Annotated in this window: 19 protein-coding genes and 1 pseudogene; 11 read left to right on the forward strand and 9 right to left on the reverse strand. The window is 64.0% G+C overall.

Annotated features, from left to right (window positions below):
• Positions 1-10: 10 nt before the first annotated feature.
• The 3 genes from F4Y38_09295 (at position 11) to F4Y38_09305 (ending at position 1,930) form a co-directional block, all read left to right on the forward strand.
• On the forward strand, positions 11-406 hold the full coding sequence (locus tag F4Y38_09295; protein ID MXY49471.1) for a PqqD family protein: 396 nt from the start codon (positions 11-13) through the stop codon (positions 404-406).
• Positions 403-1,065 carry an FtsX-like permease family protein gene (locus F4Y38_09300; protein MXY49472.1) on the forward strand — a complete coding sequence of 221 codons (663 nt, stop codon included), beginning with the start codon at positions 403-405 and terminating at the stop codon, positions 1,063-1,065. Before F4Y38_09295 ends, F4Y38_09300 begins: the two co-directional genes overlap by 4 nt.
• Positions 1,066-1,177: 112 nt before the next feature.
• On the forward strand, positions 1,178-1,930 hold the full coding sequence (locus F4Y38_09305; GenBank protein ID MXY49473.1) for an ABC transporter ATP-binding protein: 753 nt from the start codon (positions 1,178-1,180) through the stop codon (positions 1,928-1,930).
• 54 nt (positions 1,931-1,984) lie between these two features.
• On the opposite strand, the gene secA is transcribed toward F4Y38_09305, so the two are convergent.
• On the reverse strand, positions 1,985-5,002 hold the full coding sequence (secA, locus tag F4Y38_09310; GenBank protein MXY49474.1) for a preprotein translocase subunit SecA: 3,018 nt from the start codon (positions 5,000-5,002) through the stop codon (positions 1,985-1,987).
• Between the two features lie 212 nt (positions 5,003-5,214).
• Complete coding sequence (locus tag F4Y38_09315) at positions 5,215-6,015, reverse strand: RNA polymerase sigma factor RpoD/SigA (protein MXY49475.1); 801 nt, start codon at positions 6,013-6,015, stop codon at positions 5,215-5,217.
• A gap of 628 nt (positions 6,016-6,643) precedes the next feature.
• Between F4Y38_09315 and purL the strand changes: the two are divergent.
• From purL to F4Y38_09355, 8 genes and pseudogenes are all read left to right on the forward strand, one after another.
• Positions 6,644-9,504, forward strand: a pseudogene (gene purL, locus F4Y38_09320) (phosphoribosylformylglycinamidine synthase subunit PurL).
• A gap of 90 nt (positions 9,505-9,594) precedes the next feature.
• On the forward strand, positions 9,595-10,545 hold the full coding sequence (locus F4Y38_09325; protein ID MXY49476.1) for a phosphoribosylformylglycinamidine synthase subunit PurQ: 951 nt from the start codon (positions 9,595-9,597) through the stop codon (positions 10,543-10,545).
• 22 nt (positions 10,546-10,567) lie between these two features.
• Entirely contained in the window at positions 10,568-11,113 is a 546-nt protein-coding gene (locus F4Y38_09330) for a hypothetical protein (GenBank protein ID MXY49477.1), read from the forward strand.
• A 49-nt stretch (positions 11,114-11,162) separates the two neighbouring features.
• Positions 11,163-13,235 (forward strand): S8 family serine peptidase, encoded by a 2,073-nt coding sequence (locus F4Y38_09335; GenBank protein MXY49478.1) that lies wholly within the window; start codon positions 11,163-11,165, stop codon positions 13,233-13,235.
• 262 nt (positions 13,236-13,497) lie between these two features.
• A complete protein-coding gene (gene erpA / locus F4Y38_09340) occupies positions 13,498-13,821 on the forward strand; it encodes an iron-sulfur cluster insertion protein ErpA (protein ID MXY49479.1) in 324 nt (107 codons plus the stop codon).
• A gap of 72 nt (positions 13,822-13,893) precedes the next feature.
• A complete protein-coding gene (locus F4Y38_09345; protein ID MXY49480.1) occupies positions 13,894-14,718 on the forward strand; it encodes an Mrp/NBP35 family ATP-binding protein in 825 nt (274 codons plus the stop codon).
• Positions 14,718-15,251, forward strand: coding sequence for a hypothetical protein (locus F4Y38_09350; GenBank protein ID MXY49481.1), 534 nt, complete (start codon positions 14,718-14,720; stop codon positions 15,249-15,251). The genes F4Y38_09345 and F4Y38_09350 overlap by 1 nt, the downstream gene beginning before the upstream one ends.
• A gap of 21 nt (positions 15,252-15,272) precedes the next feature.
• Positions 15,273-16,382: an XdhC family protein gene (locus F4Y38_09355; GenBank protein ID MXY49482.1), complete on the forward strand. Its 1,110-nt coding sequence runs from the start codon at positions 15,273-15,275 to the stop codon at positions 16,380-16,382.
• Here the strand turns inward: F4Y38_09355 and F4Y38_09360 are convergent, their stop codons facing one another.
• From F4Y38_09360 to F4Y38_09390, 7 genes are all read right to left on the reverse strand, one after another.
• On the reverse strand, positions 16,383-17,615 hold the full coding sequence (locus tag F4Y38_09360; GenBank protein ID MXY49483.1) for a DegT/DnrJ/EryC1/StrS family aminotransferase: 1,233 nt from the start codon (positions 17,613-17,615) through the stop codon (positions 16,383-16,385).
• A gap of 15 nt (positions 17,616-17,630) precedes the next feature.
• Positions 17,631-18,539, reverse strand: a complete 909-nt coding sequence (gene ftsY / locus F4Y38_09365; protein ID MXY49484.1) for a signal recognition particle-docking protein FtsY — start codon at positions 18,537-18,539, stop codon at positions 17,631-17,633.
• Between the two features lie 218 nt (positions 18,540-18,757).
• Positions 18,758-19,081, reverse strand: coding sequence for a thioredoxin (trxA, locus tag F4Y38_09370; protein ID MXY49485.1), 324 nt, complete (start codon positions 19,079-19,081; stop codon positions 18,758-18,760).
• A 106-nt stretch (positions 19,082-19,187) separates the two neighbouring features.
• The gene (locus F4Y38_09375) at positions 19,188-20,849 is read right to left on the reverse strand and encodes a sigma-54-dependent Fis family transcriptional regulator (protein ID MXY49486.1); all 1,662 of its coding nucleotides are present in this window, start codon (positions 20,847-20,849) and stop codon (positions 19,188-19,190) included.
• Between the two features lie 21 nt (positions 20,850-20,870).
• The gene (locus F4Y38_09380) at positions 20,871-22,526 is read right to left on the reverse strand and encodes a sigma-54-dependent Fis family transcriptional regulator (protein MXY49487.1); all 1,656 of its coding nucleotides are present in this window, start codon (positions 22,524-22,526) and stop codon (positions 20,871-20,873) included.
• A gap of 211 nt (positions 22,527-22,737) precedes the next feature.
• Positions 22,738-23,613, reverse strand: a complete 876-nt coding sequence (locus F4Y38_09385) for an SDR family oxidoreductase (protein MXY49488.1) — start codon at positions 23,611-23,613, stop codon at positions 22,738-22,740.
• A complete protein-coding gene (locus tag F4Y38_09390) occupies positions 23,535-24,506 on the reverse strand; it encodes an acetamidase (GenBank protein MXY49489.1) in 972 nt (323 codons plus the stop codon). The genes F4Y38_09385 and F4Y38_09390 overlap by 79 nt, the downstream gene beginning before the upstream one ends.
• Between the last annotated feature and the right edge of the window lie 184 nt (positions 24,507-24,690).

Below are 24,690 nucleotides of genomic sequence, written 5' to 3' on the forward strand. Positions count from 1 at the left end.
GGTCGTAACCATGCAATTGTTTCGAAAGAAGCCGCCCCCGCTGCCCCGAAGGGATTTGTTGCGCGCGAAGCCGGTTCGCAATGAGAAGCTGACCTGCGAGGAGAACTCCGACGGGGAGATCGTGCTGGGCATCCCGAGGCGCAAGACCTGGTGGATCAACACCATGTCCCGGATGTTCTACGTACCGAGCCGGCGGACGGTGGTGCTGGACCGGATCGGTTCGTTCCTCTGGGGGTTGTGTGACGGGCAGAACACGGTGGACCACGTCATATCGACGATCCGGACCGAATACAAGCTGGAACGCAAGGAAGCGGAAGTCTCCACGCTGACGTACCTGAAACAACTCACGGAGAAGGGGTTGATCGGACTGGCCGTGGCAAACAGAAAAGGAGAAAGGAACGCATGACGACGGAATCGGCCGCGACGGCCGGCACGACGGAGAAACAGATATCGCTGCCCCTGTCCAAGGCGATCGAAATCAGTTTCCGCAGCCTGAGGATCCGGTTCTGGCGGTCGCTGATCACGATCGGAGGCATCTTCTTCGGCATCGCCTTTCTCATGTCCATCCTGACCAGCGCCTCCATCAACGAAGCGCTCGTGGAAGGTGGTTCTCCCCAGGTCCGGGCATTGCTGGAACAGAAGGGCGCGGACGGCGATTCGGCGACGCAGCAGGTATGGCTTGTTTCCCTCTCTCTGCTCGTGTGCGTCGTCGGCATCACAAACGCCATGTTGATGTCGGTAACCGAAAGGTACCGTGAAATCGGAACCATGAAGTGCCTGGGGGCCCTGGATAAGTTCATCATTCAACTTTTCGTGCTGGAGTCCACCTTCCAGGGACTGGTCGGATCGGTAGGCGGGGTCATCATGGGCTGCCTGTTCATGCTGATCTCGATGATGACCTCCTATGGATGGGATCCCCTGGTGCTCTTTCCCGTACTGGAGGTGGCTCAAAGCGGCCTGTATTCGCTCGGGGCCGGACTGGGCCTCGCCATCATCGGAGCGCTGTATCCCGCGTACCGGGCATCCCAGATGCCGCCGGCCGACGCCATGCGCACGGAAGTCTGACGAGGGAATATCACCGTACCAGGGAATACCATCGGAACACTTTGCTGGATGGCATCAAACCGGAAAGTCGACCTGAAAGGGGCGGGAAATGACTGAAGAGCAGACCGCGGTAATGGACGCGCCGGATACCGAAACCCAGAATATCGTGCGCACCCGCGGGGTCAAGCGGGTGTACCAGATGGGCAAGCTCTCCCTGGAAGCGCTCAAGGGCATCGACATGGAGGTCCAGCGCGGGGAGTACATCTCCATCATGGGCCCGTCGGGTTCGGGCAAGTCCACCCTGTTCAACATGATCGGCGCGCTGGACAAGCCCACGGAGGGCAAGGTCTACATCGACGAAGTCGACGTCGCCCAGCTGGACGCCTACGAACTGGCCTGGCTGCGGTGCCGCAAGATCGGCTACATCTTTCAGACCTTCAACCTGATTCCGGTCATGACCGCCCTGGAGAACGTTACCCTGCCGATGATTTTCGCCGGCCTGGCGACGGATGAGGCCATCGACAAGGGCGTCGACCTGCTGACGCTGGTGGGGCTCGGCGAACGGGTCCAGCACAAGCCGCTGGAACTGTCCGGCGGGCAGCAGCAGCGTGTCGCCGTGGCCCGCGCACTGGCCAACGATCCGGCCATCGTCCTCGCGGACGAGCCCACGGGCAACCTGGACCGGAAGACGGGACGGGAGATCATCGAGCTATTGCGGGAACTTAACCAGGAAAAGCAGGTGACGATCATTTCGGCGACTCACGATCTGAAGATGCTGGACGTTTCAGACCGCATCCTGTGGGTGCAGGACGGAAGGATCACCAAGAACCAGCGGCGCGAGGAACTGGACCTGGACCTGGGCCAGATCGGCGCCGAAGAGGAATAAGCCGGCATTTCCGCGAGCCGGACGTAAAGTCGCCTCGACTCGGGCCAGCCGGTATCAGGCGACGCCCGCTCCGCAGCACTTCTTGTACTTCTTCCCACTTCCGCAGGGACAGGGTGCGTTGCGGCCGATTTTCTGTTCGACCCTGACCGGACGGGACGGGTCCCTGTCGGAATGGCCGCCGCGACGTCCGGACCGACCTGACCGTCCGGACCGTCCGCGTTGCTGGACGCCGGCCTCCGCATCGGGATCTTCCGTGGCCGCGCCGGCCATGCCGGCCATGGCCGGGGCTTCCTGGTGAATCGCCCGCATATTGGTCGGGGTTTCCTGGCGCGGCATCCGCGTTTCGGCCAGTTCGGCATTGAAGACGGTCTTGACGATCTCCTCGTCCAGCCGGTCCCACAACTCCTCGAACATGGCGTAGGCTTCCTTCTTGTACTGGATCAGGGGATCCAGCTGGCCGTACGCGCGCAGGCCGATGCCCTCACGCATCCGATCGATTTCGTACAGATGTTCCTGCCAGGCGTTGTCGATGACGTGCAGGGTGGCGAAGCGCTCCAGGTCGCGCATCAGTTCCGGCGAAGGCGCCAGGGCCGTTTCCTTCCGCTCGTAGGATTCGAGCATCTTCTCGTTGGCCAGTTCCACCAGTGATTCCACGTTCAGATCCGCCATTTCCTCCTCGGCCACTGCCACGGCCACGTGGAAATTCCGGGCCAGGTCGCCGCTCAGCCCGTCCAGGTCCCAGTCCTCGGGATAGGTCTTGGGATCGGTGTATTCCTCCACCTTCCTTTCCGCCACGCCGCGGATCATCTCGACGACGTCTTCCCTGAGGTTCTTGCGCTCCAGGGCGAGCAGGCGGCGGTCGTACACGGCTTCGCGCTGCTGGTTCATGACGTTGTCGTATTCGAGCACGTGCTTCCGCATGTCGAAATGCTGGGCCTCCACCCGCTTCTGGGCCCGTTCGATGGACCGGGTCACCATGGAGTGCTCGATCACTTCTCCGTCCGGTATCTTCAGTCGGTCCATGACGGAGGCGATGCGCTCGGAGCCGAAGAGCCGCATCAGGTCGTCCTCGAGCGAGAGGTAGAAACGGGAAGAACCCGGGTCCCCCTGGCGTCCGGAACGCCCGCGGAGCTGGCGGTCGATGCGCCGGGCTTCGTGGCGTTCGGTTCCGATGATGTGGAGGCCGCCGAGATCGACCACGCCGGTGCCGAGCTTGATGTCGGTGCCCCGGCCCGCCATGTTGGTGGCGATGGTCACCGAACCGGGCTGGCCTGCCTTCGCGATGATCTCGGATTCCTGCTGGTGGAACTTGGCGTTCAGCACGTTGTGCTTGATACCCCGGCGCTTCAGCATGCGGCTCAGCGTTTCAGAGGCGTCGACGGAGGTGGTCCCGATCAGGATGGGCTGGCGCTTTTCGTTCAATTCCTCGATTTCATCGATGACGGCGTTATACTTCTCTCGGCGGGTGCGAAAGACCACGTCGTCGTGGTCGGTGCGACGGATCGGTTGATTGGTCGGGATCTCCACCACGTCCATCTTGTAGATCGCGAAGAACTCGCTCGCCTCCGTCACGGCCGTGCCGGTCATCCCTGCCAACTTGTCGTACATGCGGAAGTAATTCTGTATGGTGATGGACGCGACCGTGCGCGTTTCCTGTTCGATTTTCACGCCTTCCTTGGCCTCGATGGCCTGGTGCAGGCCCTCGGCCAGCCGCCTGCCGTACATCAACCGGCCCGTGAAGGTGTCGACCAGGACGACCTTCCCGTTCTCGATGACGTAATCGATGTCTTTTTCGTAGATCGCGTAGGCCTGGAGCAGCTGGTGCATGTTGTGGATGCGTTCGCTGCGTTCCGCGTAGAGTTTCTCCAGCTCGGCTTTCCGTTCGCCCTGCTGCTGCTCGCTCAGACTGGCGTCCGACTCGATTTCCACTATGCCTTCGCCGAGGTCGGGTATGATGAAGAGTTCCTGCTCGCCCGGCGAAAGGAGTTCCCGGCCCTTCTCGTTGATCTCGGTATGGCGGTTCTTCTCGTTGACCGTGAAGAAGAGCTCGTCGTCCAGCACCGGCATCTTCTTTTCCCGGATATAGTCCCCCTCTACCTGCTGGATCAGTTTCTTGATGCCGGGTTCCTGCTGCAGCTTCAGAAGTTTCTTGTTCTTAGGCATGCCCCGCTGCGCCTGCAGCAGCTTGATCCCGGCGTTGTAATCGTCCTCCTCGTTCTCCAGCATCTCTTCCGCCTCAGAGACGATCTTCGCCGCGAAACGGGTCTGGGCCCGCACGAGTTTCTGGACGTCCGGCAGGGATTCGGCGTACTTGCCGGTATTCGACTCGCTCACCTGGCCCGCGATGATGAGGGGCGTGCGCGCTTCATCGATCAGGATGGAATCCACCTCGTCCACGATCGCGTAAGGGTGGCCCCGCTGCACGCGGTCCTCAAGGCGCCACTTCATGTTGTCCCGGAGGTAGTCGAAGCCGAATTCGTTGGTGGTTCCGTAGGTCACGTCCGCCTGGTAGCCTGCTTTCTTCCGCTCCACATCGGGATCGTTGTTCTGCAGGCACTCGACCGTGAGCCCGAGGAACTCGAAGACCGGTCCCATCCAGGCCCGGTCGCGCGTGGCGAGGAATTCGTTGTGCGTCACCAGGTGGGCGCCACGTCCGGTCAGGCCGTTGAGATACATGGGGAAAAGGGCCACGAGCGTCTTGCCCTCTCCCGTTGCCATCTCGGCGATTTTGCCTTCGTGGAGCACGATCCCGCCGATGATCTGCACGTCGTAGGGCGTCATGTCCCACACCATGTCGCCCTGGCCGGGGACGAACCACGACCTGCCGATCATGCGCCTGCAGGCTTCCTTGACCAGGCCGAAGGCTTCGGGAAGGATGTCGTCCAGTTCCTCGCCGTCCTCCCACCGGGACCGGAACTCCCGCGTCTTTTCGGGGAACTGGGCTTCGTCTAGCGACTGGTATTCGTCGGCCCATTCATTGACGGCCTCGACGAGCGGTTCCATCCGCTTGACGTCCCGGTCGTGCTTGGTCCCGAAAGCGCTGGCGATCAGGTTCTTGATCGGGGTGATCATGGTCTCTGGTCCTTGGTTCGGCGTCCCGCTTGCACGCTATACCGGCCTGTACTCCAACCATGAAACTTAAGGGAGCGGCCGGATGGGGACAACTCTTTTCTTCACACTGGAACGGTCGGTTCCGGGTTGCTGCAGCCCATGAAAAAACCCCGGCGGGCAGGCGTGCGCGCCGGGGTTGCGTTTCGGAATTCAAGCGGCAGGACATGCCCCTGTCAGTCGTCGTCCCGGAGGTAGGGGCTGAGCTTGCCGCTGCGGGTCGCGTGACGCAGCCGCTGCAGCGCCCGTTCCTTGATCTGGCGGATCCGTTCCCGCGTCAGGCCGAAACGGATGCCGATCTCCTCGAGCGTGTGGGCCCTTTCCGAACCCACGCCGAAGTACAGTCGGATCACTTCCGCCTCGCGGGGCGGTAGGGTGTCCAGCACCTTTCCGACGTCCGACTTCAGGAACTGAAGCATGGTGCTCTCGTCCGGCGCCGTCTGCATTTCGTCGGGCAGGAGGTCGAGCAGGCTGCGGTCGTCGTCGTGATTGAAGGGCACGTCCAGGGAAATGCAGTGGCTGAACGAACTGAGGGCCTCGTTGATCTCTTCGACCGAAATATCCATTTCCTCGGCGATTTCATCGATATCGGGCTTGCGGCCGAGTTCATGCTGCAGGTGCTTTGAGGTCTGTTTGATGCGGCGAAGTTCTTCGGAGCGGTTGACGGGGACGCGAACGGTCCTCGACTGATTGGCTATGGACTGTATGATGGCCTGGCGTATCCACCAGACGGCGTAGGAGATGAACTTGTAACCCCTGGTTTCGTCGAATTTCTTGGCGGCCCGCATGAGGCCCATGTTGCCCTCGTTGATCATGTCCAGCAGGGGCAGGCCGTAGTTCTGGTACTGACGGGCTACGCTGACGACGAACCTGAGATTGGCCTTCACCAGCTTGTCCAGCGCATTCTGGTCGCCCTGCTTGATCAAACGGGCAAGCCGTACTTCCTCCTCGGCCGTGATCAAGGGATACTTGGACATTTCGGCCAGGTAGCGGTACAGCGCCTGTTCGTACCTGGCCCCGTTTCCATAGGATTCCTGGTATGATGTGCCGATCTTCCCTCACCTCCCCCTCGCGACATGCGCGGTGCGTTTCTGTCCCGTCCGCTCCGGCCTATGCGGGCCCGTTTCCCGTTACCCCGTGATTGATTGTGGTGTGAACGGTGTGCTGAACGATGCGTGCCATACAGGGTCCTGTAAAAGCTGTCCAGAATATGCGAGCGGCAAAGACGCCATCGTCAGACAGACGGAAAGGACATTCCGGCGGGTGCGCGTTCGTAATCGAAATTGCGTCGTTGCATAAGCCAGTGGGAACCGGAAAGGACCGTCGTCGAATACGACCGCAATCCAACATGCACGGACCATGCGGACCATCGACGAGACCTGTCCCGGACGAACGGTCCCAGCGTAAACAAATTACACCGAAAAGCCCGTCAAGTCAAGTGTTTTCCCTTTAAGATTGACAGGCGAAGGACCGGCGGATAAATTGGGCACGCTCAAAACCGGACGCCGACCCCACGAACGGAGATCCTTCCCGCGAAGGAAACCACAGCGGATGACCGCGGAATCGAAGACCCGGCGTATTGCCGTCGAGAACAGGAAAGACGTGATGGACGCCGTAGGCGAAGGGCTCCGCGGCGATATCCGCGACCTGGGCATAGGAGGCGTCGAGGGCGTTCGGCACATCCGGCTCTACGCGCTCCACGGCGCCCTGTCGGCCGCCGAACTGGACCGGATCACCACCGGTCTGCTCGCCGATCCGGTCACCCAGGATCATCTCGAAATCGCCGACGCGGGCCTGCCGGTCGCTCCCGGAGAGTGGGGCGTGGAAGTGTGGTTCAGGCCCGGAGTAACCGACGCCGTGGGCGAAACGGCGCTGAAAGGCAGCCGCGACCTGGGCGTCGCGGGGATAGAATCGGTGGACACCGGGCGGGGCTACATCCTGGCGGGTCCGCTCATCCGGTCGCAGGTCGACACCATATGCCGTCGGCTGCTGGCCAACGACGTGATCGAAAGATACGCATGTTACGAAGGGGGCCAATGACCTTCGAGACCGACGACACGGTCGAGACCTTCTCCCTGCTGAAGGCGACCGACGATGAAATGACGCGACTGAGCCGGGACGGCATGCTGGCGCTCAACCTGGAGGAAATGCGGTCGATCCGGCGCCATTTCGACGCGCTCGGCCGCGACCCGACGGACGTCGAAATGGAGACACTGGCCCAGACCTGGTCCGAGCACTGCAAGCACAAGGTCTTCAACGGGGTCATCGACTACGTATCGGGCCGGAAGACGGAGCGCATCGACAACCTCTTCGCCCGCACCATCAGGAAGGCGACCGAAGACATCCGCCGGGCCCAGGGGCCGAACGACCGTTGTGTATCCGTGTTCGTCGACAACGCCGGGATCATCGAATTCGACGAAGACTATCATCTCGTCTTCAAGGTGGAAACGCATAACCATCCTTCGGCGCTGGATCCCTACGGCGGGGCCAACACGGGCATCGGCGGGGTCATTCGCGATCCGCTCGGGACGGGCCTGGGCGGCAAGCCCATATTCAACACAGACGTCTTCTGCTTCGCGCCGCCCGACTTCCCCTACGACGATCTGCCGGAAGGCGTACTGCACCCGAAGCGCGTCTTCAAGGGCGTCGTGGCCGGCGTCCGGGATTACGGCAACCGGATGGGCATACCGACCGTCAACGGGGCCATCCTGTTCGATGAGCGGTACCTGGGCAACCCGCTGGTTTACTGTGGCACCGCGGCTGTCATCCCGGTCGACCGGTGCGAGAAATCGGCCGAACCGGGCGATCTCGTCGTCACTATCGGCGGGCGGACCGGCAGGGACGGGATCCACGGGGCCACGTTCTCGTCCATCGAACTGACCGACGCTTCGGAATCCACCGCCACGCAGGCCGTCCAGATCGGGAATCCCATCGAGGAGAAGAAGATCCTCGACATCCTGATGCAGGCGCGGGACCGCGGGCTCTACCGGAACATCACCGACTGCGGCGCCGGTGGGTTTTCGTCGGCCATCGGCGAGATGGGACAGGATACGGGCGCGGAAGTGCACCTGGAGAAGGCGCCCCTGAAATACGGCGGCCTGAAACCGTGGGAGATCTTCCTCTCGGAATCCCAGGAACGCATGATTCTGGCCGTTCCCCCCGAGCACATCGAGTCCTTAAGGGACCTCTGCGCGAGCGAAGACGTCGAGGCCTCGGTGATCGGCGAGTTCACCGGTGACCGGCGGCTCCGGGTCACCCACAAGCCCGGTGCGGGAGAAAGCCGCATCACCGTCGCGGACCTGGACATGGAGTTCCTGCACAAGGGGGTGCCTCGCATCGTCCGGACGGCCCGGTGGGATCCGCCGGACCATCCCGAGCCTCCTGAGGCCGGCCGTCCCGGTCCCGCGCAGAGCCTTGTCCGGCTGCTGTCGTCCTGGAACGTGGCGAGCAAGGAGTGGGTCGTCCGCCAGTATGATCACGAGGTACAGGGCGGCAGCGTGCTGAAGCCGCTGCAGGGCGCCCGCAACGACGGCCCGGGCGACGCCGCCGTCGTGCGTCCCGTGCTCTCGTCGGACCGGGGCGCCATCGTTGCCAACGGCATAAACCCCTCCTATGGCGATGTAGATCCGTACTGGATGGCGGCATCCGCCATCGACGAGGCCCTTCGCCAGGTCACCTGCGTCGGGGGCCGCATCGACCGGACCGCGCTGTTGGACAACTTCTGCTGGGGCAATCCGGACAAACCGGACCGCCTCGCCTCGCTGGTCCGCGCGGCCAAGGCCTGTTACGACTTCGCGGTCGCCTACGGCACGCCTTTCATCTCGGGGAAGGACAGCTTCTACAACGAGTTCTCCGACGGCGAGCGGACCATCGCCATCCCGCCCACGCTGCTTATATCGGCGATCTGCGTGATGGACGACGTGCGCAAGGCGGTCAGCATGGACGTCAAGGCGCCGGGAAGCAGCATCTACGCCGTGGGACGCACGCGCGACGAACTGGGCGGTTCCCGGTACTACCGCATGCTCGGATTCGTCGGGCGGAACGCGCCGACCGTGGACGCCGCCACAGGGAGCGGGACCATGAACCGATTACACAAGGCCATTTCGCAGGGCCTCGTGGCCGCCTGTCACGACTGTTCCGAGGGCGGCCTCGCCGTGGCCGCGGCGGAAATGGCCTTCGCGGGCGGATACGGCATAGTTCTGGACTTGGACGCCGTGCCCCGGGACCCCGAAGCGGACCGCGACGACACTGTCCTGTTTTCCGAATCGAACAGCCGTTTCGTGGTAGAGGTGCCCAGTGGCCGGGAAGCCGACTTCGAAGCCATAATGGAAGGAAGCCCGTTCGGCCGCGCGGGGACCGTGACCGGGGAGGACCGTTTCCTCGTGCGCGGGCTGGGCGGCGATGAGATCGTTTCTACGGAATTGTCCATATTGAAGGAAGCATGGCAGCGGCCCCTGCGGTGGTGACGCCGGGGGCGGCCAGGCCGGCGGCTCGACGGCTGGCGGCCTGGGTGCCAGCTGCCCGTCCGACAGCAGTCCGGCGACTGCCGGCCTTTCATGCCGTTCCTATATGACCCGGGAGCATCCATGTCCAAAGTCTCGGTCCTGATACTGCGCGCCGCGGGGATCAACTGCGACGAGGAAACAGCCCACGCCTTCCGTCTCGCCGGCGCGGAGCGGGTGGATCCCGTCCATATCAACGCCTTCATCCAGGGACGCCGTCGCCTGTCCGAGTACGACGTGCTGGTCCTGTCCGGAGGGTTTTCCTACGGCGACGATCTCTCCGGCGGAAAAGTGCTCGCCAACGAGATGCAGTGCAAGCTGATGGAGGACGTGGAAACGTTCATCGGGGAAGGCAAACTCATCCTCGGCATCTGCAACGGATTCCAGGTGCTGGTCAAGATGGGGCTGCTGCCCCAGACGGAACGGGGGGGCAGGCGGCAGGAAGCGACGGTGTTCTACAACGACTCCGGCAAGTTCGAGTGCCGCTGGGTCTACCTGCGCAGGAACCCCGATAGTCCCTGCGTCTTCACCCGGGACATGCCGGAGACCATCTACATACCGGTCGCGAACGGTGAAGGCAAGGTCATACTGGCTTCGGAGGACGTGCGGTCGCGGCTGGGGCCGGGCGGCCATATCGCGTTGCAGTACGTCAACCCGCCCTGGGTGTCCGCCGGGGAATCCGCCGGAGTGGCCGGCGGTGAGGCGACCGCAACTGTCGCCCGAGTGGCCGGCGGTGAAGCGACCGTGGTTGTCGCCCGAGAGGCCGCCGAAGTGGCCGCCGAGTTAGCAACGGCAGCCACGCCTTATCCCTGGAGTCCCAACGGCTCGGTGGACGCCATCGCCGGAATCTGCGACTCCACGGGACGGATCTTCGGGCTCATGCCTCATCCGGAGCGTTACACCCACCCGACCCATCATCCCCGGTGGACCCGGGAGGGCTGCAGAGAGCCGGACGGCCTGCATATCTTCCGCAACGCCGTGAACTATGTCCGCGGGGTCCAGTAGCTGCCGAAGGGAGCGTGCTTAAATGAGCTTCCCTCCGTTCACCCGAGCCATCGAACGCCGTATGTACGTGATCGGGATCCTCCTGGTCCCCGTCGCGCTCTTCGTGCTGCTCAGCCTCGCCACCCACGCCGAATCAGACTACCCCAATTCGAGCCGGAGTCCGGGTGAAGTCACCAACCTGGGCGGCCTGCCCGGCGCCCTGGTATCCTACGGCGTGATGCTCGCCCTTGGATACGGGGGATACGTCGTCCCCATCCTCATCGGATTGCTGGCCTGGAACCGGATCCGGGGGCAGCATCCGGTGAGATTGCTCGCGCAAGCCGCCTGGCTCCTGGTACTCGTAGTAGTCGGGGTTTCCACGGGGAGCCTGATCCCGGTCCTTCCCGAGTCCCTCAGGTTCAGGATCGGCGGCGTTCTGGGGTTCTACCTGGGCGGCCAGATGGCGGGTGCGCTGGGCGTGGACCGATCACTGGTACTGGGCGGCTCTTTGTGCCTGGTGGTTCTGGTGGCCATGTTGTACTGGACTGTTGGACGCCGCGCACGCCGGCGGGTCGGATCCGACTCCTGAACCCAGCGAGATCCAACCGCAGTTTCGGGACCAAACCGGAGTGCTGTCCATGAAGCAATGTGCCGTGATTCTGTTCGTTCTCGCCGCATCTCCGGCGCTCGTTGCGGACCCGCTTGACCAGCGTGCCTTCGAACCTGGCGCCGTTTCAGTGGTGCCCAAGATACCCGAAAGCCTTCAGGAAACGCTTTCGACGGGGTTGTCCGGTGACCGACTGAAAGTGTGGATCTACCTGGCGGACAAGGGGGTCGCCAGCGGTACAGGATACGCCCTGGCCGTGGCTGCGGCGGAAGACCGATTGACCCCTCGCGCACGTCGCAGACTCGCGATGAGAGGCAACGGTCCTGCGGGATTGGAGGACATCCCGATCCACACACCCTATGTAAACCGGATCGTGGAGTCGGGCGGACTGATCCACCAAATGTCCCGCTGGCACAACGCGGTAAGCGTGTCGGGCGATCCGAAGGTGATTCAAAGCCTTGCAGAACTGCCCTTTGTCCTCAGGATAGAAGCGGTCGACCGCTTGCGGCGTCCGCGCCCGGTTACTCCGCGACGGCCCGCGTCGCCGGAGACAACACCGAGTCGTCGTCGGACCCGGACCAACCGGGTCGACTACGGACCGTCTTTCGTCCAATTGAACCAGTTGCAGGTACCTGTGCTGCACGATATCGGTCTGTCGGGCCAGGGCGTGTTGGTGGCGTTGTTCGACTCGGGATTCAGCCTGGATCACGCGGTCTTTGACAGCCTGCGAACCCGAGTGGAGGCACGGCGTGATTTCGTGGCGGATCACCTGGGGATGGCCGGATTCCCTTACGATGCGCATGGCACTCAGGTGCTTTCGGTAATTGGTGGGTTCGCACCCGGTAATCTGGTCGGGCCCGCCTTCGGCGCCCGTTACCTCCTCGCCAGTACGGAGGCCGTTACCTTTGAGAACGAGATCGAGGAGGACTGGTGGATCGCCGCGCTGGAGTGGGCCGACAGCCTCGGCGTGGACGTGGTCAGCAGTTCACTCGGCTACATCGACTGGTATGCCTATGAAGACATGGACGGCAAATCCGCCATGATTTCCCGGGCGGCCTCCATGGCGACGGACCGCGGCATCGTGGTTGTGAGCGCCATGGGCAACCTGGGCGGCCAGCCCTACGAGAAAATGAGTGCTCCCGCTGACGCAGAGAAAGTGATATCCGTCGGCGCTGTCGACGCCTCCGGTAACCGGTGGGCGACTTCTTCTGTTGGACCTACGTACGACGGCCGTATAAAGCCGGATGTGATGGCCATGGGCCAGGGCGTCTACACGGTGCAGCCGTTTTCCGCCCAGGCCTATGCCCACAACAACGGCACATCTTTTTCCGCGCCCCTAGTGGCGGGCGTCGCCGCGCTGCTGCTGGAAGCCTACCCCCACTGGACCCCTCAAAAGGTGCAAAGGGTACTCCGCCAGACGGCCAGCCAGGCCGTCGCCCCGGATACCCTGAACGGGTACGGCATAGTCCAAGCGGCCGACGCACTGATGACCGAGTCGCGAGGAAGTGTACGGTCATTCACCGCAGAGAACGGACTGAGCGGCGTGTTCCTTTCCTGGACTGCGGGGCTGGAAATCAACCTGTTGTCCTACCGGATCGAACGTAGAGACTATCCGGATGGATCGTATGAAGAGCTGGCCACCGTACCTGTGAACAGGGTCGGAGGCAATGGTCTCGCCACGAACGCCTATTCCTACAGCGACACGGCCGTACAAACGGGCAACGCCTACGAATACCGGTTGGAGCCCGTGGGCCGCAGAGGGCTCACGTTGACGGCGGAACCCGCCACGGCGCGCGTCGATCACACGTCCGGCCCGACGGAAGGGCTAGTAGCGGTCCTCTATCCGAACGCACCGAACCCATTTGCCGGTAGTACGGATATTCGCTTCGAACTTACTGCAACGACCTGGGTCAACGTGACGATCTACGATCTGCTCGGAAGGCGGATGCGGGTCCTGGCGGACCGGATGTTGGGACCCGGCCGTTACGCCCTGCCCTGGAACGGACGAGACGACGATGGCCGCGCCGTGCCAAGCGGCGTGTACCTGTACCGCATGACCGCTGGTGGAATCGAGCAGAGGGGCAAGATGCTGCTGCTGCGTTAGGGGTGGCGTGGTGCCGGGGTAGCGGCACGCGGTTTCAGCCCGGCCGGCAAGCCGGTTTCGTGCCGGACGAAGCGCGGTGACGGCCGGACGAAATGCGGTGAAGGCAACCGGGCGACCTTCGATAAAGAGGTTGACATCCAGACGGGTTCTGGTTTATATAGCCTTAGCAACAAACGGTACATGTTTCCGGTCGTGCAAGACGGATACAAGTCAGTGCGGACAAAGCTACTTACGCCATTCATTCGCAAGGGGGTTGGACATCATGGTCACCGTGACGGACGTTGCCGCCGACAAGATCAAAACCATGATCGAGGACCAGGAAAATCCGGATCTCGGACTGCGCGTCATGATCTCCGGCGGGGGATGTTCCGGTTTTCAGTACAAGCTTGCTTTCGACAAGAACGCGACCGACAACGACCAGATCATCGAGCAGAACGGCATCAAGGTTTTCGTCGACAACAAGAGCGCCATCTACCTGATGGGTGCGGAACTGGACTATGTGGAAGGGCTGATGGGCGCAGGGTTCAAAGTCAGCAATCCCAATGCCAAGGGCACCTGCGGCTGCGGCGAGTCGTTTTACGTATAGGTCCGACAGGCGCGGGAACGGAACCGCGCATCCCGGACAGCCCAGGCAGTCCGTAAACGCGGATCGAGTACTTTGGCTGCGGAAACCGAAATCCCCCGTGACGCGCTGACCGGTATCCGCCACGTCATCGCCGTGGCCAGCGGCAAGGGCGGCGTGGGCAAGTCGACCGTCAGCGTCAATCTTTCCCTTGCCCTCGCGGAAGCGGGCCATGCGGTCGGCCTGCTCGACGCGGATATTTACGGCCCGAACGTGCCCCAGATGATGGGCGTTTCCGGGTCCCTCGAGAAAGATCCTTCCGGCAGCATCCAACCTGTTGTAAATCATGATGTCCGGCTGGTCTCCGTCGGTTTCGTCGCGGGGCCGTCTGACGCGGTGATCTACAGGGGCCCCCTGGTGGGCAAGATGGTGAAGAGCTTCCTCGGCAACGTTTCCTGGGGGGAACTGGACTACCTGGTGGTCGATCTGCCGCCCGGCACCGGCGACGCGTCGCTGACCTTGGCCCAGTCGGTCGAACTCACCGGGGCCGTCATCGTCACGACCCCCCAGCAGGTCGCCCTGTCGGACGTGCGCAAGGCGATCAACATGTTCCAGCGGTTGCGGGTCCCCGTGCTGGGCATCGTCGAAAACATGAGTTTCTTCCTCAACGCCGCGACGGGTGAACGGACCCACATCTTCGGCCGGGGCGGCGGCGTTGCGTTGAGCGATGAACTGGGCCTGCCCTTCCTGGGTGAGATTCCCCTATCGCCGGCCGTCTGCGCGGGAGGAGACGCGGGAAAACCCATCTTCCTCGAGCCCGGGAACGCCGTCGAAACGGAGGCGTTCAAGGGTGTCCGGGCGGCCGTCGAGGCCGAGATCGAGAACCAGCCGGCGCCGCTGCCCGGTCCGGTCCGGACCTGATGCTGCGGCTTCCCCGGACCGTCTACGAAGGCATGGCGGCCCACGCCGTGGCGGAGTATCCACGGGAGTGCTGCGGGTTCCTCACCGGTACAGGCGGTCTGGACAGTCCAGACCGCCCGGATGATCCGACCGAGCCGATGGACCCGGTAGGCCAGGTCGAATCAATAGACCCGGAGTCCTGGCGGGTGCACCGGTGCAGGAACATCCAGGACGAGTTGCACGCGAAAGACCCGGCGGAACATCCCCGGGACGCCCGGACCGCCTACGCTTTCAGCCGGGCGGACATGGAGCGGCTGTTCTTCGGGGAGTTCGACCCTCCGGGCGCGCGGGTCCAAGGATTCTATCATTCCCACCCGGACGCGCCGGCGTATTTCTCGGAGAAGGACCGGATGGACGCCCTGACCGGCTGGCTGGACCCGGAACCCGGCTACCTGGTACTTTCCGTCACGAAGGACGCCGTAAGCGATATCAAGATGTTCCGGTGGGTGGACGATGAGACGGGTTTCGAGGAGTTGCCCGTGGAACTGGTTTAATCCTTTAGCAGGAATAGACGCATGAAAGAGGTTTTCGACGAGGTCGTGAACGTCCTGTCGCGAGGCGAAAAGGCGGCGCTTTCCACCATCGTGTCGAGCAAGGGATCGCTGCCGATGAGCAAGAAGGCGAAAATGCTCGTCAAGGGGGACGGTTCGTTCACCGGCACGGTGGGCGGCGGTTGCCTGGAAGCCGACGTCTGGGCCGAGGCCCGCGAGGTCATGGACCGTTCCGCCCCCAGGCTGCAGCACTTCATCCTGACCGAGAAGCACGCCGGCGACGAGGGACTGAACTGCGGCGGCAACGTGGAGATCTTCACGGAGCCGATCCGGAAGGGCCCCATGCAGGAGATCTTCGAGGCGATCCGCGGGCTTCACGACGCGCGGGGCATCGGGCTCCTGGCCACGCTGGTGTCGGGCCGGGCCGGAACGGAAGCCGGCAAGATGCTGCTCACCGATACCGGAGAGACCGTCGGCACGCTCGGAGACCCCGCCCTGGACGACCGGATCAGGCTGGATTCAGACCTGGAAATCACCGAGAACCTGTTGCGGGTGGTCACGCTGGAGCACGAAGACGTGGAGACCCGGATCTTCCTGGAGTCCATCTGGCCGGCGCCGCAGCTTTTTCTTTTCGGCGGCGGCCACGTGGCCAGGGCCATTGCCCGGATCGCCGATACCGTCGGGTTCCGCATCATCGTGGTGGACGACCGGCCGGCCTTCGCGAACCATGAGCGGTTTCCCGAGGCCGACGAGGTGGTCGTGGACGCCTTCGACGAGGTCGTGGGCAAGCTGCCCATCGACGGCTCGTCCTACCTGGTCGCGGTGACCCGCGGACACCAGTGGGACCAGCCCGTCATCGAGCAGGCGGTTTGGACCGACGCCGCCTATATCGGCATGATCGGCAGCCGGCGCAAGATTGCCCTGATGTGGAAGAACCTGGAAGAAAAAGGCGTGCCCCGGCACCTGCTCGAGCAGGTACACGCGCCCATCGGCAAGGAGATCGGCGCCGATACCCCCGAAGAGATCGCCGTCAGTATCATGGCAGAGTTGGTCGAATTCCGGCGGTCCGGCGGAAAGCCGGCCCACCTGGTTTCCACGGTGAGGGACGCGGCGGGTACGGCGGGTGCGGGCTGACTAGGCTTCCCCCAGTTCGTCGCGATGTTCCCCGATCTTCGCGACCGCCCGGACTATGTCATCCATGTCGTCCCGGTCCCCCAGCAGCACATTCTGCGAGAACCATACGGCCTCCGAACGGCAGGCCCGCTCCGTTACCGGCAGATTCAACGCGTCATAGTCAACGGCAGATAGCGCCGGGCTTTGGTATATGCCGTAATTTCGTTCCGTGAAAACCGGTTGTTTGTACAGGGGGATGGAGTAACCCGGACTGGCGGGGATCCCCTCGGCGCGCAGGGCCTCGATGAAGCGTGTTTTCGGGACACCGCCGAAGGATGCTTCGTTGTACCTGAACATGTATATGTGCCGCGCGTGGCGGTCGGCCTTCGCGGACCTGGCCACCGGTGAGATGCCCGGAATCGCCCCGAGGCGTTCGGTCAGGTACTCGCCGTTGCCGTGACGCAGGTCGGCCTGGGCCTCCAGGTGATCCATCTGGACCAGGAGCAGGGCGCCCTGTACCTCGGTCATGCGGTTGTTGCCGGCCACGCGGAAATGGTTGTATCGGGGTCCCTGCTCGGCGTGCCCGCAGTCGGCGAGGGACCGTGCCGCCGCCGCCAGGCCGTCGTCGTTGGTGAGCATGATGCCCCCTTCGCCGGCGGTAAGGTTCTTGGAGGACTGGAAGCTGAAAGCGCCGATCGAACCGATGGCGCCCACGCCCCGGCCTCCCCACCGCGCGCCGTGGGCCTGTGCCGCGTCCTCGATCACCGCGAGGCCATGACGGCCGGCGATCCCATTGATCCGATCCATGTCCGCGGGCAGGCCCGCGAAATGCACCGCCACGACGGCCCGAGTCCGCGGTGTGACGGCCTCCTCGACCCGATCGGGATCCAGGTTGTAGGTAAGGGGATCGATGTCGACGAACACGGGCACGGCGTTCGACATCACGACCGAGCTGGCCGATGCGATGAAGGTATAGGCCGGCACGATGACCTCGTCGCCGGGTTCGATGCCGACGGCCTGCAGCGCGAGGCAGAGGGCCGTGGTACCGTTGCTGACGGCAATGCCGTGGGCGGCGTGCTGGAAGGATGCAAAGCGCTGTTCGAGGCTGCGCACCTTCTCGCCCTGGATGCTTCCCCACCGGCCGGAGCGCACGGTTTCGCCGCCGGCCCGGGCGCTCGCGTCCAGGTTCATGGGCCAGGACGGAAAGGGTTCGGTCCGTACCGGCGCCGCGCCGTTTATCGCCAATCGGGGCATGACATTCTCCCGTAATCAGTTGAAGAGGGCGTCCACGAAGGCCGGCGCGTCGAAGTCCTGCAGGTCCTCGATCTGTTCGCCCACGCCGATGAGTTTGACGGGGATCCCCAGGTGCACGCCGATGGCGAACACGATGCCGCCCCGTGCGGTCCCGTCCAGCTTCGTCAGTGCGATACCCGTCAGGCCGCCGAGGGCTTCGCTGAAGACGCGGGCCTGGGAGAGGGCGTTCTGGCCGGTGGTCCCGTCGAGCACGAGCAGCACCTCGTGGGGCGCGCCGTCCATCTGCTTGCCCGCGGTGCGTTTGATCTTCTTCAGTTCCTCCATCAGGTTGTCCCTGGTGTGCAGCCGGCCCGCCGTGTCGATGATGACCACGTCCGCATCCCGGGCGGCGGCGGCCTGCATGGCGTCGTAGACTACGGCCGAGGGATCGGACCCGTGCTGGTGCCGGATGAAGTCCGCCTCCGCGCGGCGCGCCCAGACTTCCAGCTGGTCGATGGCCGCCGCCCGAAAGGTATCGGCCGCGGCGATCAGGACCTTCTTCCCTTCCCCGGCGTAACGGGCCGCCATCTTCCCGGCGGTCGTGGTCTTGCCCGAGCCATTGACCCCCACGATCATGATGACCCGGGGCCGCTGGTCCGATACGGGTGCCGGCGCATCGCCCAGAATGTCCGTCATCTCCTCGCGGAGCAGACCCATGAGGTCATCGGGATTCCGGGTCCGGCGGTCGACCGCGCGGCCCCGCAGTCCGTCGATGATCCGCAGGGTCGTTTCCACGCCCACGTCGGTCTGCAGCAGGATGGCTTCGATTTCCTCCAGCAGGTCCTCGTCGATACGGTCATACTGGCCCACGGCCTGGTGGATCCTGCGCGCAAGCCCGTCCCGCGTCCTGGCCAACCCGTCTCTCAGTCTGCGTACTACCCCCAGCATGCCCTGGTCTCCGGTTTCCTCTGGTGTTGACCGGTTGCCCGGCCGGACCGCTGACCCGTCGGACCGGCTGCCCGGCCGGACTGCATACAAAAAACCGGGAGTGCGTCGATCGGCCTTCCCGGCTTTCGTTGAATGTCCGTCCCACGTCTATCGAGCCGCGCCTAGTCTCGCCCGGCGGAAAATGGCCGTGCCCGGCCGTGCCTGGCCTCGTCCGTTTACAGGTGGCCGTCGATCTTCTCGGCGAGTTGCTGCTTGGGGAGCGCGCCGATGATCCGGTCCACCTCGGCGCCGTCCTTGAAGATCAGGAGGCTCGGAATGCTCCGAATGCCGAAACGGGTGGCCGCTTCCCGGTTCTCGTCCACGTCGACCTTGACGACTTTCAGGCGTCCGTCGTAATCGCCCGCGAGCTCCACCAGCGTGGGGGCGACGGCCTTGCAGGGCCCGCACCACTCCGCCCAGAAATCGACCAGTACGGGCGTGCTGCTGTTAATGACCTCGGATTCGAATTGATCGTCCGTAATCGCTGTAGGCTGTCCCACTTTCGCTGCTCCTTTCACGGTGATGTATGTAAATCGCTCCCAGCCAAATTCGGTGTTTCACGAGCGTTTTGTCAAGCATTTTCGCAGCGCGAATCACCGGAAAGGATCAGGCGTATTCGTCCAGGCCGTAGTCCCTGATCTTGCGGTAGATGGACCGCTCGCTGATGCCGAGTTCCTGCGCGGCCCGGCCCCGGTGCCCTTTGTTTCGCTCGAGCGCGCGGCGTATGGCCTCCCGCTCCCAGTCTTCCATGGAACGCAACCGGTCCAGTCCGGCCTCGGTCGGCACCGCCTCGGTCGGCCGTTCGAAACCCGGGCCCGCGTCGTCCTGGTGCCGTTCGAAACCCGGGCCCGCGTCGTTCTGGTGCCGTTCGAAACCCGGACCCGCTTCGTCTTGGGACGGTTCGACGTACTGTGCCGTTTCCGAGGGAGGCTTTTCGAGGACCCGATCCGCTTCCGCGGGGGGCGGCAACTGAAAACGTTCAGGAAGCTGTTCCGAACCCCGGCCGAGGGCCGTGGAGATCTTGGCCGGGAGTTCGTGGATGGCGGTCAGGATCTGCCACAGGATCTTGTAGAACATCTCGCGGTCCATGTCCTGCGGGTCGCGGTTCTGCGGGACCGGCAGGGCCCGGTTCGCCATGGGCGGCGTGTAGATACTGTCCGGAAGGTCTTCCGCGTCGATCCTGGCCTTGCCGGAAGTCACCACCAGTGATTCGACGAGGTGTCGCAGTTCCCGTATGTTGCCCGGCCAATCGTAGTCGGAGAGGGCCGCCAGGGCTTCCTCTGTGAAGACGGGAGGGGGTGCGCCGGGCTTCCCGGGGGCGTGCCGCATGAAGTGGCCGATCAACCTGGGGATGTCGTCGCGGCGCTCCCGCAGGGCGGGCAGATGGATGTGCACGGCGTTGAGCCGGTAGTACAGGTCCTGGCGGAACGTACCGTCGTGGATGTCCCCGGAGAGGTCCCGGTTGGTCGATGCGATGAGGCGGACGTCGGTCTTCACCGGCGACGAGCCGCCGACACGGATGAACTCCTGCTGCTCCAGGACGCGCAGCAGCTTTACCTGCGTCGAACGGGGCATGTCGCCGATTTCATCGAGGAGCAGCGTGCCGCCGTTCGCCTGCTCGAAGTATCCCTTCCGTTGGCCCTTGGCGTCCGTGAATGCGCCTTTTTCGTGACCGAACAGCTCGCTTTCGAGCACCCCTTCGGCGATGGCGCCGCAGTTGATGGGTATGAAAGGGCCGTCGCGCCGGTCGCTGTAGTGGTGGATCGCCCGGGCGAATCCCTCCTTGCCGGTGCCGCTTTCTCCCGTAAGCAAGACCTGGATCCCCGTGGGCGCCACCTGGAGCACCGAGTCCATGGCGGCGATGAAGCGCTCATTCTTGCCCAGGAGCTGGAACCGCTGGTGGAACTCCCGCCGGAGGTCCAGCATGCGCATTTTCGTGAGCAGTTCTTCGGCGTCGACGGGCTTCTCGATGTAGTCGCTGACGTCTAGTTGGCGGAATTGCCGGGGAGGCTCATGCTGCCGGGTGGTGAGCATGATTTCGGTATCGGGGTGCTTCGCCGAAAGGGTGCGTATCAGCTGCTCCGGATCGGCGTCGCTCAGGGCGAGATCGACGAGGACGACATCCGGCGGTTCCGACCTCGCCGCACGCAACGCCTCGGCCGCGGCGCCGGTCTCTTGCACGTCGTAACCCCCATTCCGCAGGATGCTCGCCGCGTGACGCCGGCTGTCCGTTTCACCGTCGACGACCAGTATCGTCCGACCTTCCAAACCGGAACTCCTTGGCTGACGCTACTCCAGGTGATAGGCCTTTATCTTCCGAAAGAGGGTGCGCTGCCCGATCCGCAGGACCCGGGCGGTCCGCGCCTTGTTCCGCCCGCAGGCGGCCAGGGTCGCGGCGATCAGTCTCCGTTCGCCTTCCTTCATCGTCATGCCCACCCGGATGTCCACACCGTCTCCGTCCTCGCCGTTCGCGGCGGATTGGCCGGACCGCTCGGGCAGGAATTCCGCCGGGATGTCCTCCATGTCCAGCCCGTCCCCGTCGGCGAGCAATATCATGGTTTCCAGGCACCGTCGCAGCGACGCGCCGTCCGCCGACCAATCGACGGCGGCCAGTACGGCCAGGGCCCGGTCGGTGATGGGCCGGACGGGCACGTGGCGCTGTTCGGCGATTTTACCGGCCAGGTAGAGGATAAAGTCCGGCGACAGGTCGTCCGCCCGGTCAGGTACTTCGTTCAGCGGAACCGCCGTCGATTCCGGCCGGGTATGCCGTATGAATTCCGGGACGTCCGCCACGGTCAGGGTCTTTCCCGTACCCATGACGATCATGCCCTCGATGCAGTTCTCCAGCTGGCGCACGTTCCCGGGCCAGTGGTAGGTGGAAAGCATTTCCAGGGCCGGCGGGTCGATACGCTCGATCGGCTTATTCTCCCGTTCGCCGAACCGGCGGATGCAGTGGTCGATCAGCAGCGGTAGATCCTCTTTCCGTTCCCGCAGTGGCGGCAGGGAGAGGGTCACCACGCGCAGCCGGTAATAGAGGTCTTCCCGAAAGCGTCCGCTTTCGATCTCGGCTTCGAGGTCGCGGTTCGTCGCCGCGATGACCCGGGTGTCCGTCTTCAGCCAGTTTCCGCTGCCCACCCGCTGGAACTTGCGTTCCTGGAGGACGCGCAGCAGTTTCACCTGGGTGGAAGGCGCGAGTTCGCCCACCTCGTCGAGGAAGAGCGTGCCCCCGTCGGCCAGTTCGAACCGGCCCCTGTAGGTCTTGACCGCGTTCGTGAAAGCGCCTTTCTCGTGGCCGAACAGTTCGCTCTCGATCACCCCTTCCGACAGGGCGTTGCAGAAGACGGGCACGAAGGACCTGTTCCTCCGGGAACTCGCGCGGTGGAGGGCGTGGGCCACCAGTTCCTTGCCCGTGCCGCTCTCGCCGAAGATGAGTACCGTGGACTGGGTATCGGCGATCTGGAGGATCTGCTCCCGGATACGCTGCATGGATGCGGACCGTCCCACGATGTTCTCGAATCCGTACCGGGTGTCGAGCTGGTGCAGCAACTCCTGGTTTTCCTGCACGATGCGCTGGCGGTCAAGGATCTTCTCGATTTCCGCCGCGAGCTTCTCCACGTACACGGGTTTTTCGAGTACGTCGTACGCCCCCTCCTTCATGGCGGCTACGGCCAGGTCCATGGAGCCGGGATCCGTCATCAGGATGACGCCCACCTCGGGATTCCTGCCCAGGGCGACGCCCATCAGGCGCAGGCCGTCTATGCCGGGGGCATTCAGGTCCGAGATGATGACGCTCGGGGATTCCGTCGCCAGGACGTTGAGCGCCTTGTCGCTGTTCTCCACGGCGATCACGCGGTGATCCCGCTGGGTGAGGCCGTAGTGTTTCTCGTCCCGGCCGCGGGAGGAACCTTCAACCAGCAGGATGACCGATTCTGTCGGACTGTTCATGGTATGTGGTTCGGGAGGCAAGGGTCAGGTTGACGGGGCTTCAAGCCGGGCGGCCGCTTCCGATTCGGCGCCCACTCGAAATTACGCCAGGGCCCGGTCGCTGTCAAACGTTAAACCGGGTGTCCGGCGGCCCGGAGTGAGCCGCCGCCGCGCGCTGCAGCATCCGCCGGCGTGCCCGGAGTGACCCGCCGCCGCGCACTGCTCGGTGGCATCAGGGAAACGGCTGGGCCGATACCTGGTAGGCGGGCATGACCCACATTTCGGGTATAACCACGCGGGCGGGCTGGCATAACACGAAAACGACGGTGTCCGCGATGTCTTCGGGGGTGAGCATCAGGGACAGGCGCTTCTCCGACACGGGCTGGGGCCGGTTCTTGAGGATGGGCGTTTTCACCTCGCCGGGCAGGATGGCGCTGGCGCGGAGCCCGAATTCGGCGGCTTCCAGGTTGATTGAATGGGTCAGCGACACCATGCCGTGCTTTGACGCGCAGTAGGCGGCCCCGCCGAGGAGGGACACCTGGCGTCCGGCCATGGACGCGACATTGATGACGGTGCCTTCACCCCGCGCCTTCATGGATTCGTAGACCGCGCGGAAACAGTTGAACGCGCCCGTTAGATTGATGTCGACCACGCGGTCCCAGTCCTCCACCGACATTTCGGTCGCCGTGCGCAGGGGCGTATTGACGCCCGCGTTGTTCACCAGGACCGACACCGGGCTTAGCTGATCGACCGCCCGGGCAATCGCCGCGTCGATCTGATCCCGGTTGGTCACGTCCATGGGGGCGATGACCGCCCGCCGCCCCGCGGCTTCCACCTCTCCGGCGACGGTCGTTAGGGGCTCGCTCCGCCGGCTGGATAGGATCACGTCCGCGCCTTCCCGGGCCAGGGCCAGCGCGATGCCGCGTCCGATGCCGGAACCCGCGCCGGTGATCCAGGCCACCTGTCCCTCGAGTCTGTTCATAGCGATCTCCGATTCCTGGTTTGTTGCCGTCCGGCACGCTGGAGCGGTCAGGCCCGGGTCAACTCGTCGTGAACCGACCGGGTGTCGATATCCAGGCTGCGCAGCAGGTCTTTCCTGATCTTGCATACCATGGTATAAGCGGGATCGAACACGTTGCCCATGTCGTACTCGACGCACTGGCCGAGCAACGTGTGAGCCGCCCTGGGATCGAGACCGTAGTCGGCCTGCAGCCAGCGCAGCATTTCGGTGGTTGCGTGCTGGACGCACTGGTCGAGGGGCCGGGCGTTGCCCGCCGTGAAAAGGTACTCCGCGTTCTCGCCACGGGGCCAGGCGCTTGGCTTTCCCTTGAGCACCCTGAAGGTGAACTGCACGTCGAAGGAGATCTCGACGCCCGTGCCGACGATCTCTCCGTCGCCCTGCACCACGTGGCCATCGCCGATGTGGAACAGGGCGCCGGGCGCGAACACGGGGAAGTACGCGGTGACGCCTTCCACGAATCCCCGGTAGTCCATGTTGCCCCCGTGACTGGCGGAGGTGGCCGTCGAGATCGCCTGGCCCTTGTCCGGCGCCACGCCGAAACACCCCGTCATGGGCGCCAGGTGCAGGGACATCCGTCCGAGCCTGGTGTCGTCCGGGTCGACTAGCGTGACCATCCTCCGCTCCAGGTCGACCTCCCAGCGGCAGAGATCGTCCCGGCTTACGATTTCCCCCGCGGTCTCCCGCACGTAATCGGGATCGAGCACGTTGGGCGCCACGAGCGGACGGGTCCAGCCGAAGGGGCGGTTGGGCGTGAGCCGGTCCAGGTGCACGGCGAGCGTGTCGCCCGGTTCGGCGCCGTCGACATGAAAGGGCCCCGTCTGTGGATTGCCCGGAGGCGTCACGGGCGTGTCGGAACGGTCCTTCCCCCGGGCGTCGACCGTCGACGTGACGACGGTATCCCCATCCTGCACGCGCAGGGCGGGTTCGTGGGAACCCATGGTGGTATGGTAGCGGGCGGGCTCGAAGTGGTGGACCATGATCACTCCCGGATTTCTGTGCTGCACGAAACGGTGTCTGATGCCTGGTTCCGCCGGTTAGAATAACCATGGGCGGCGCGCACGGTCAAGGTGAATCCGGTTGTTTTCACGCTGCAGCTCCTCGACGGGATATCCCTTGACAGGACCGCGGCCGAAATCCATAAATAACACAGCGTTCAAGTACACA

The organism is Gemmatimonadota bacterium (genome assembly GCA_009838645.1).
Classification (GTDB): domain Bacteria; phylum JAAXHH01; class JAAXHH01; order JAAXHH01; family JAAXHH01; genus JAAXHH01.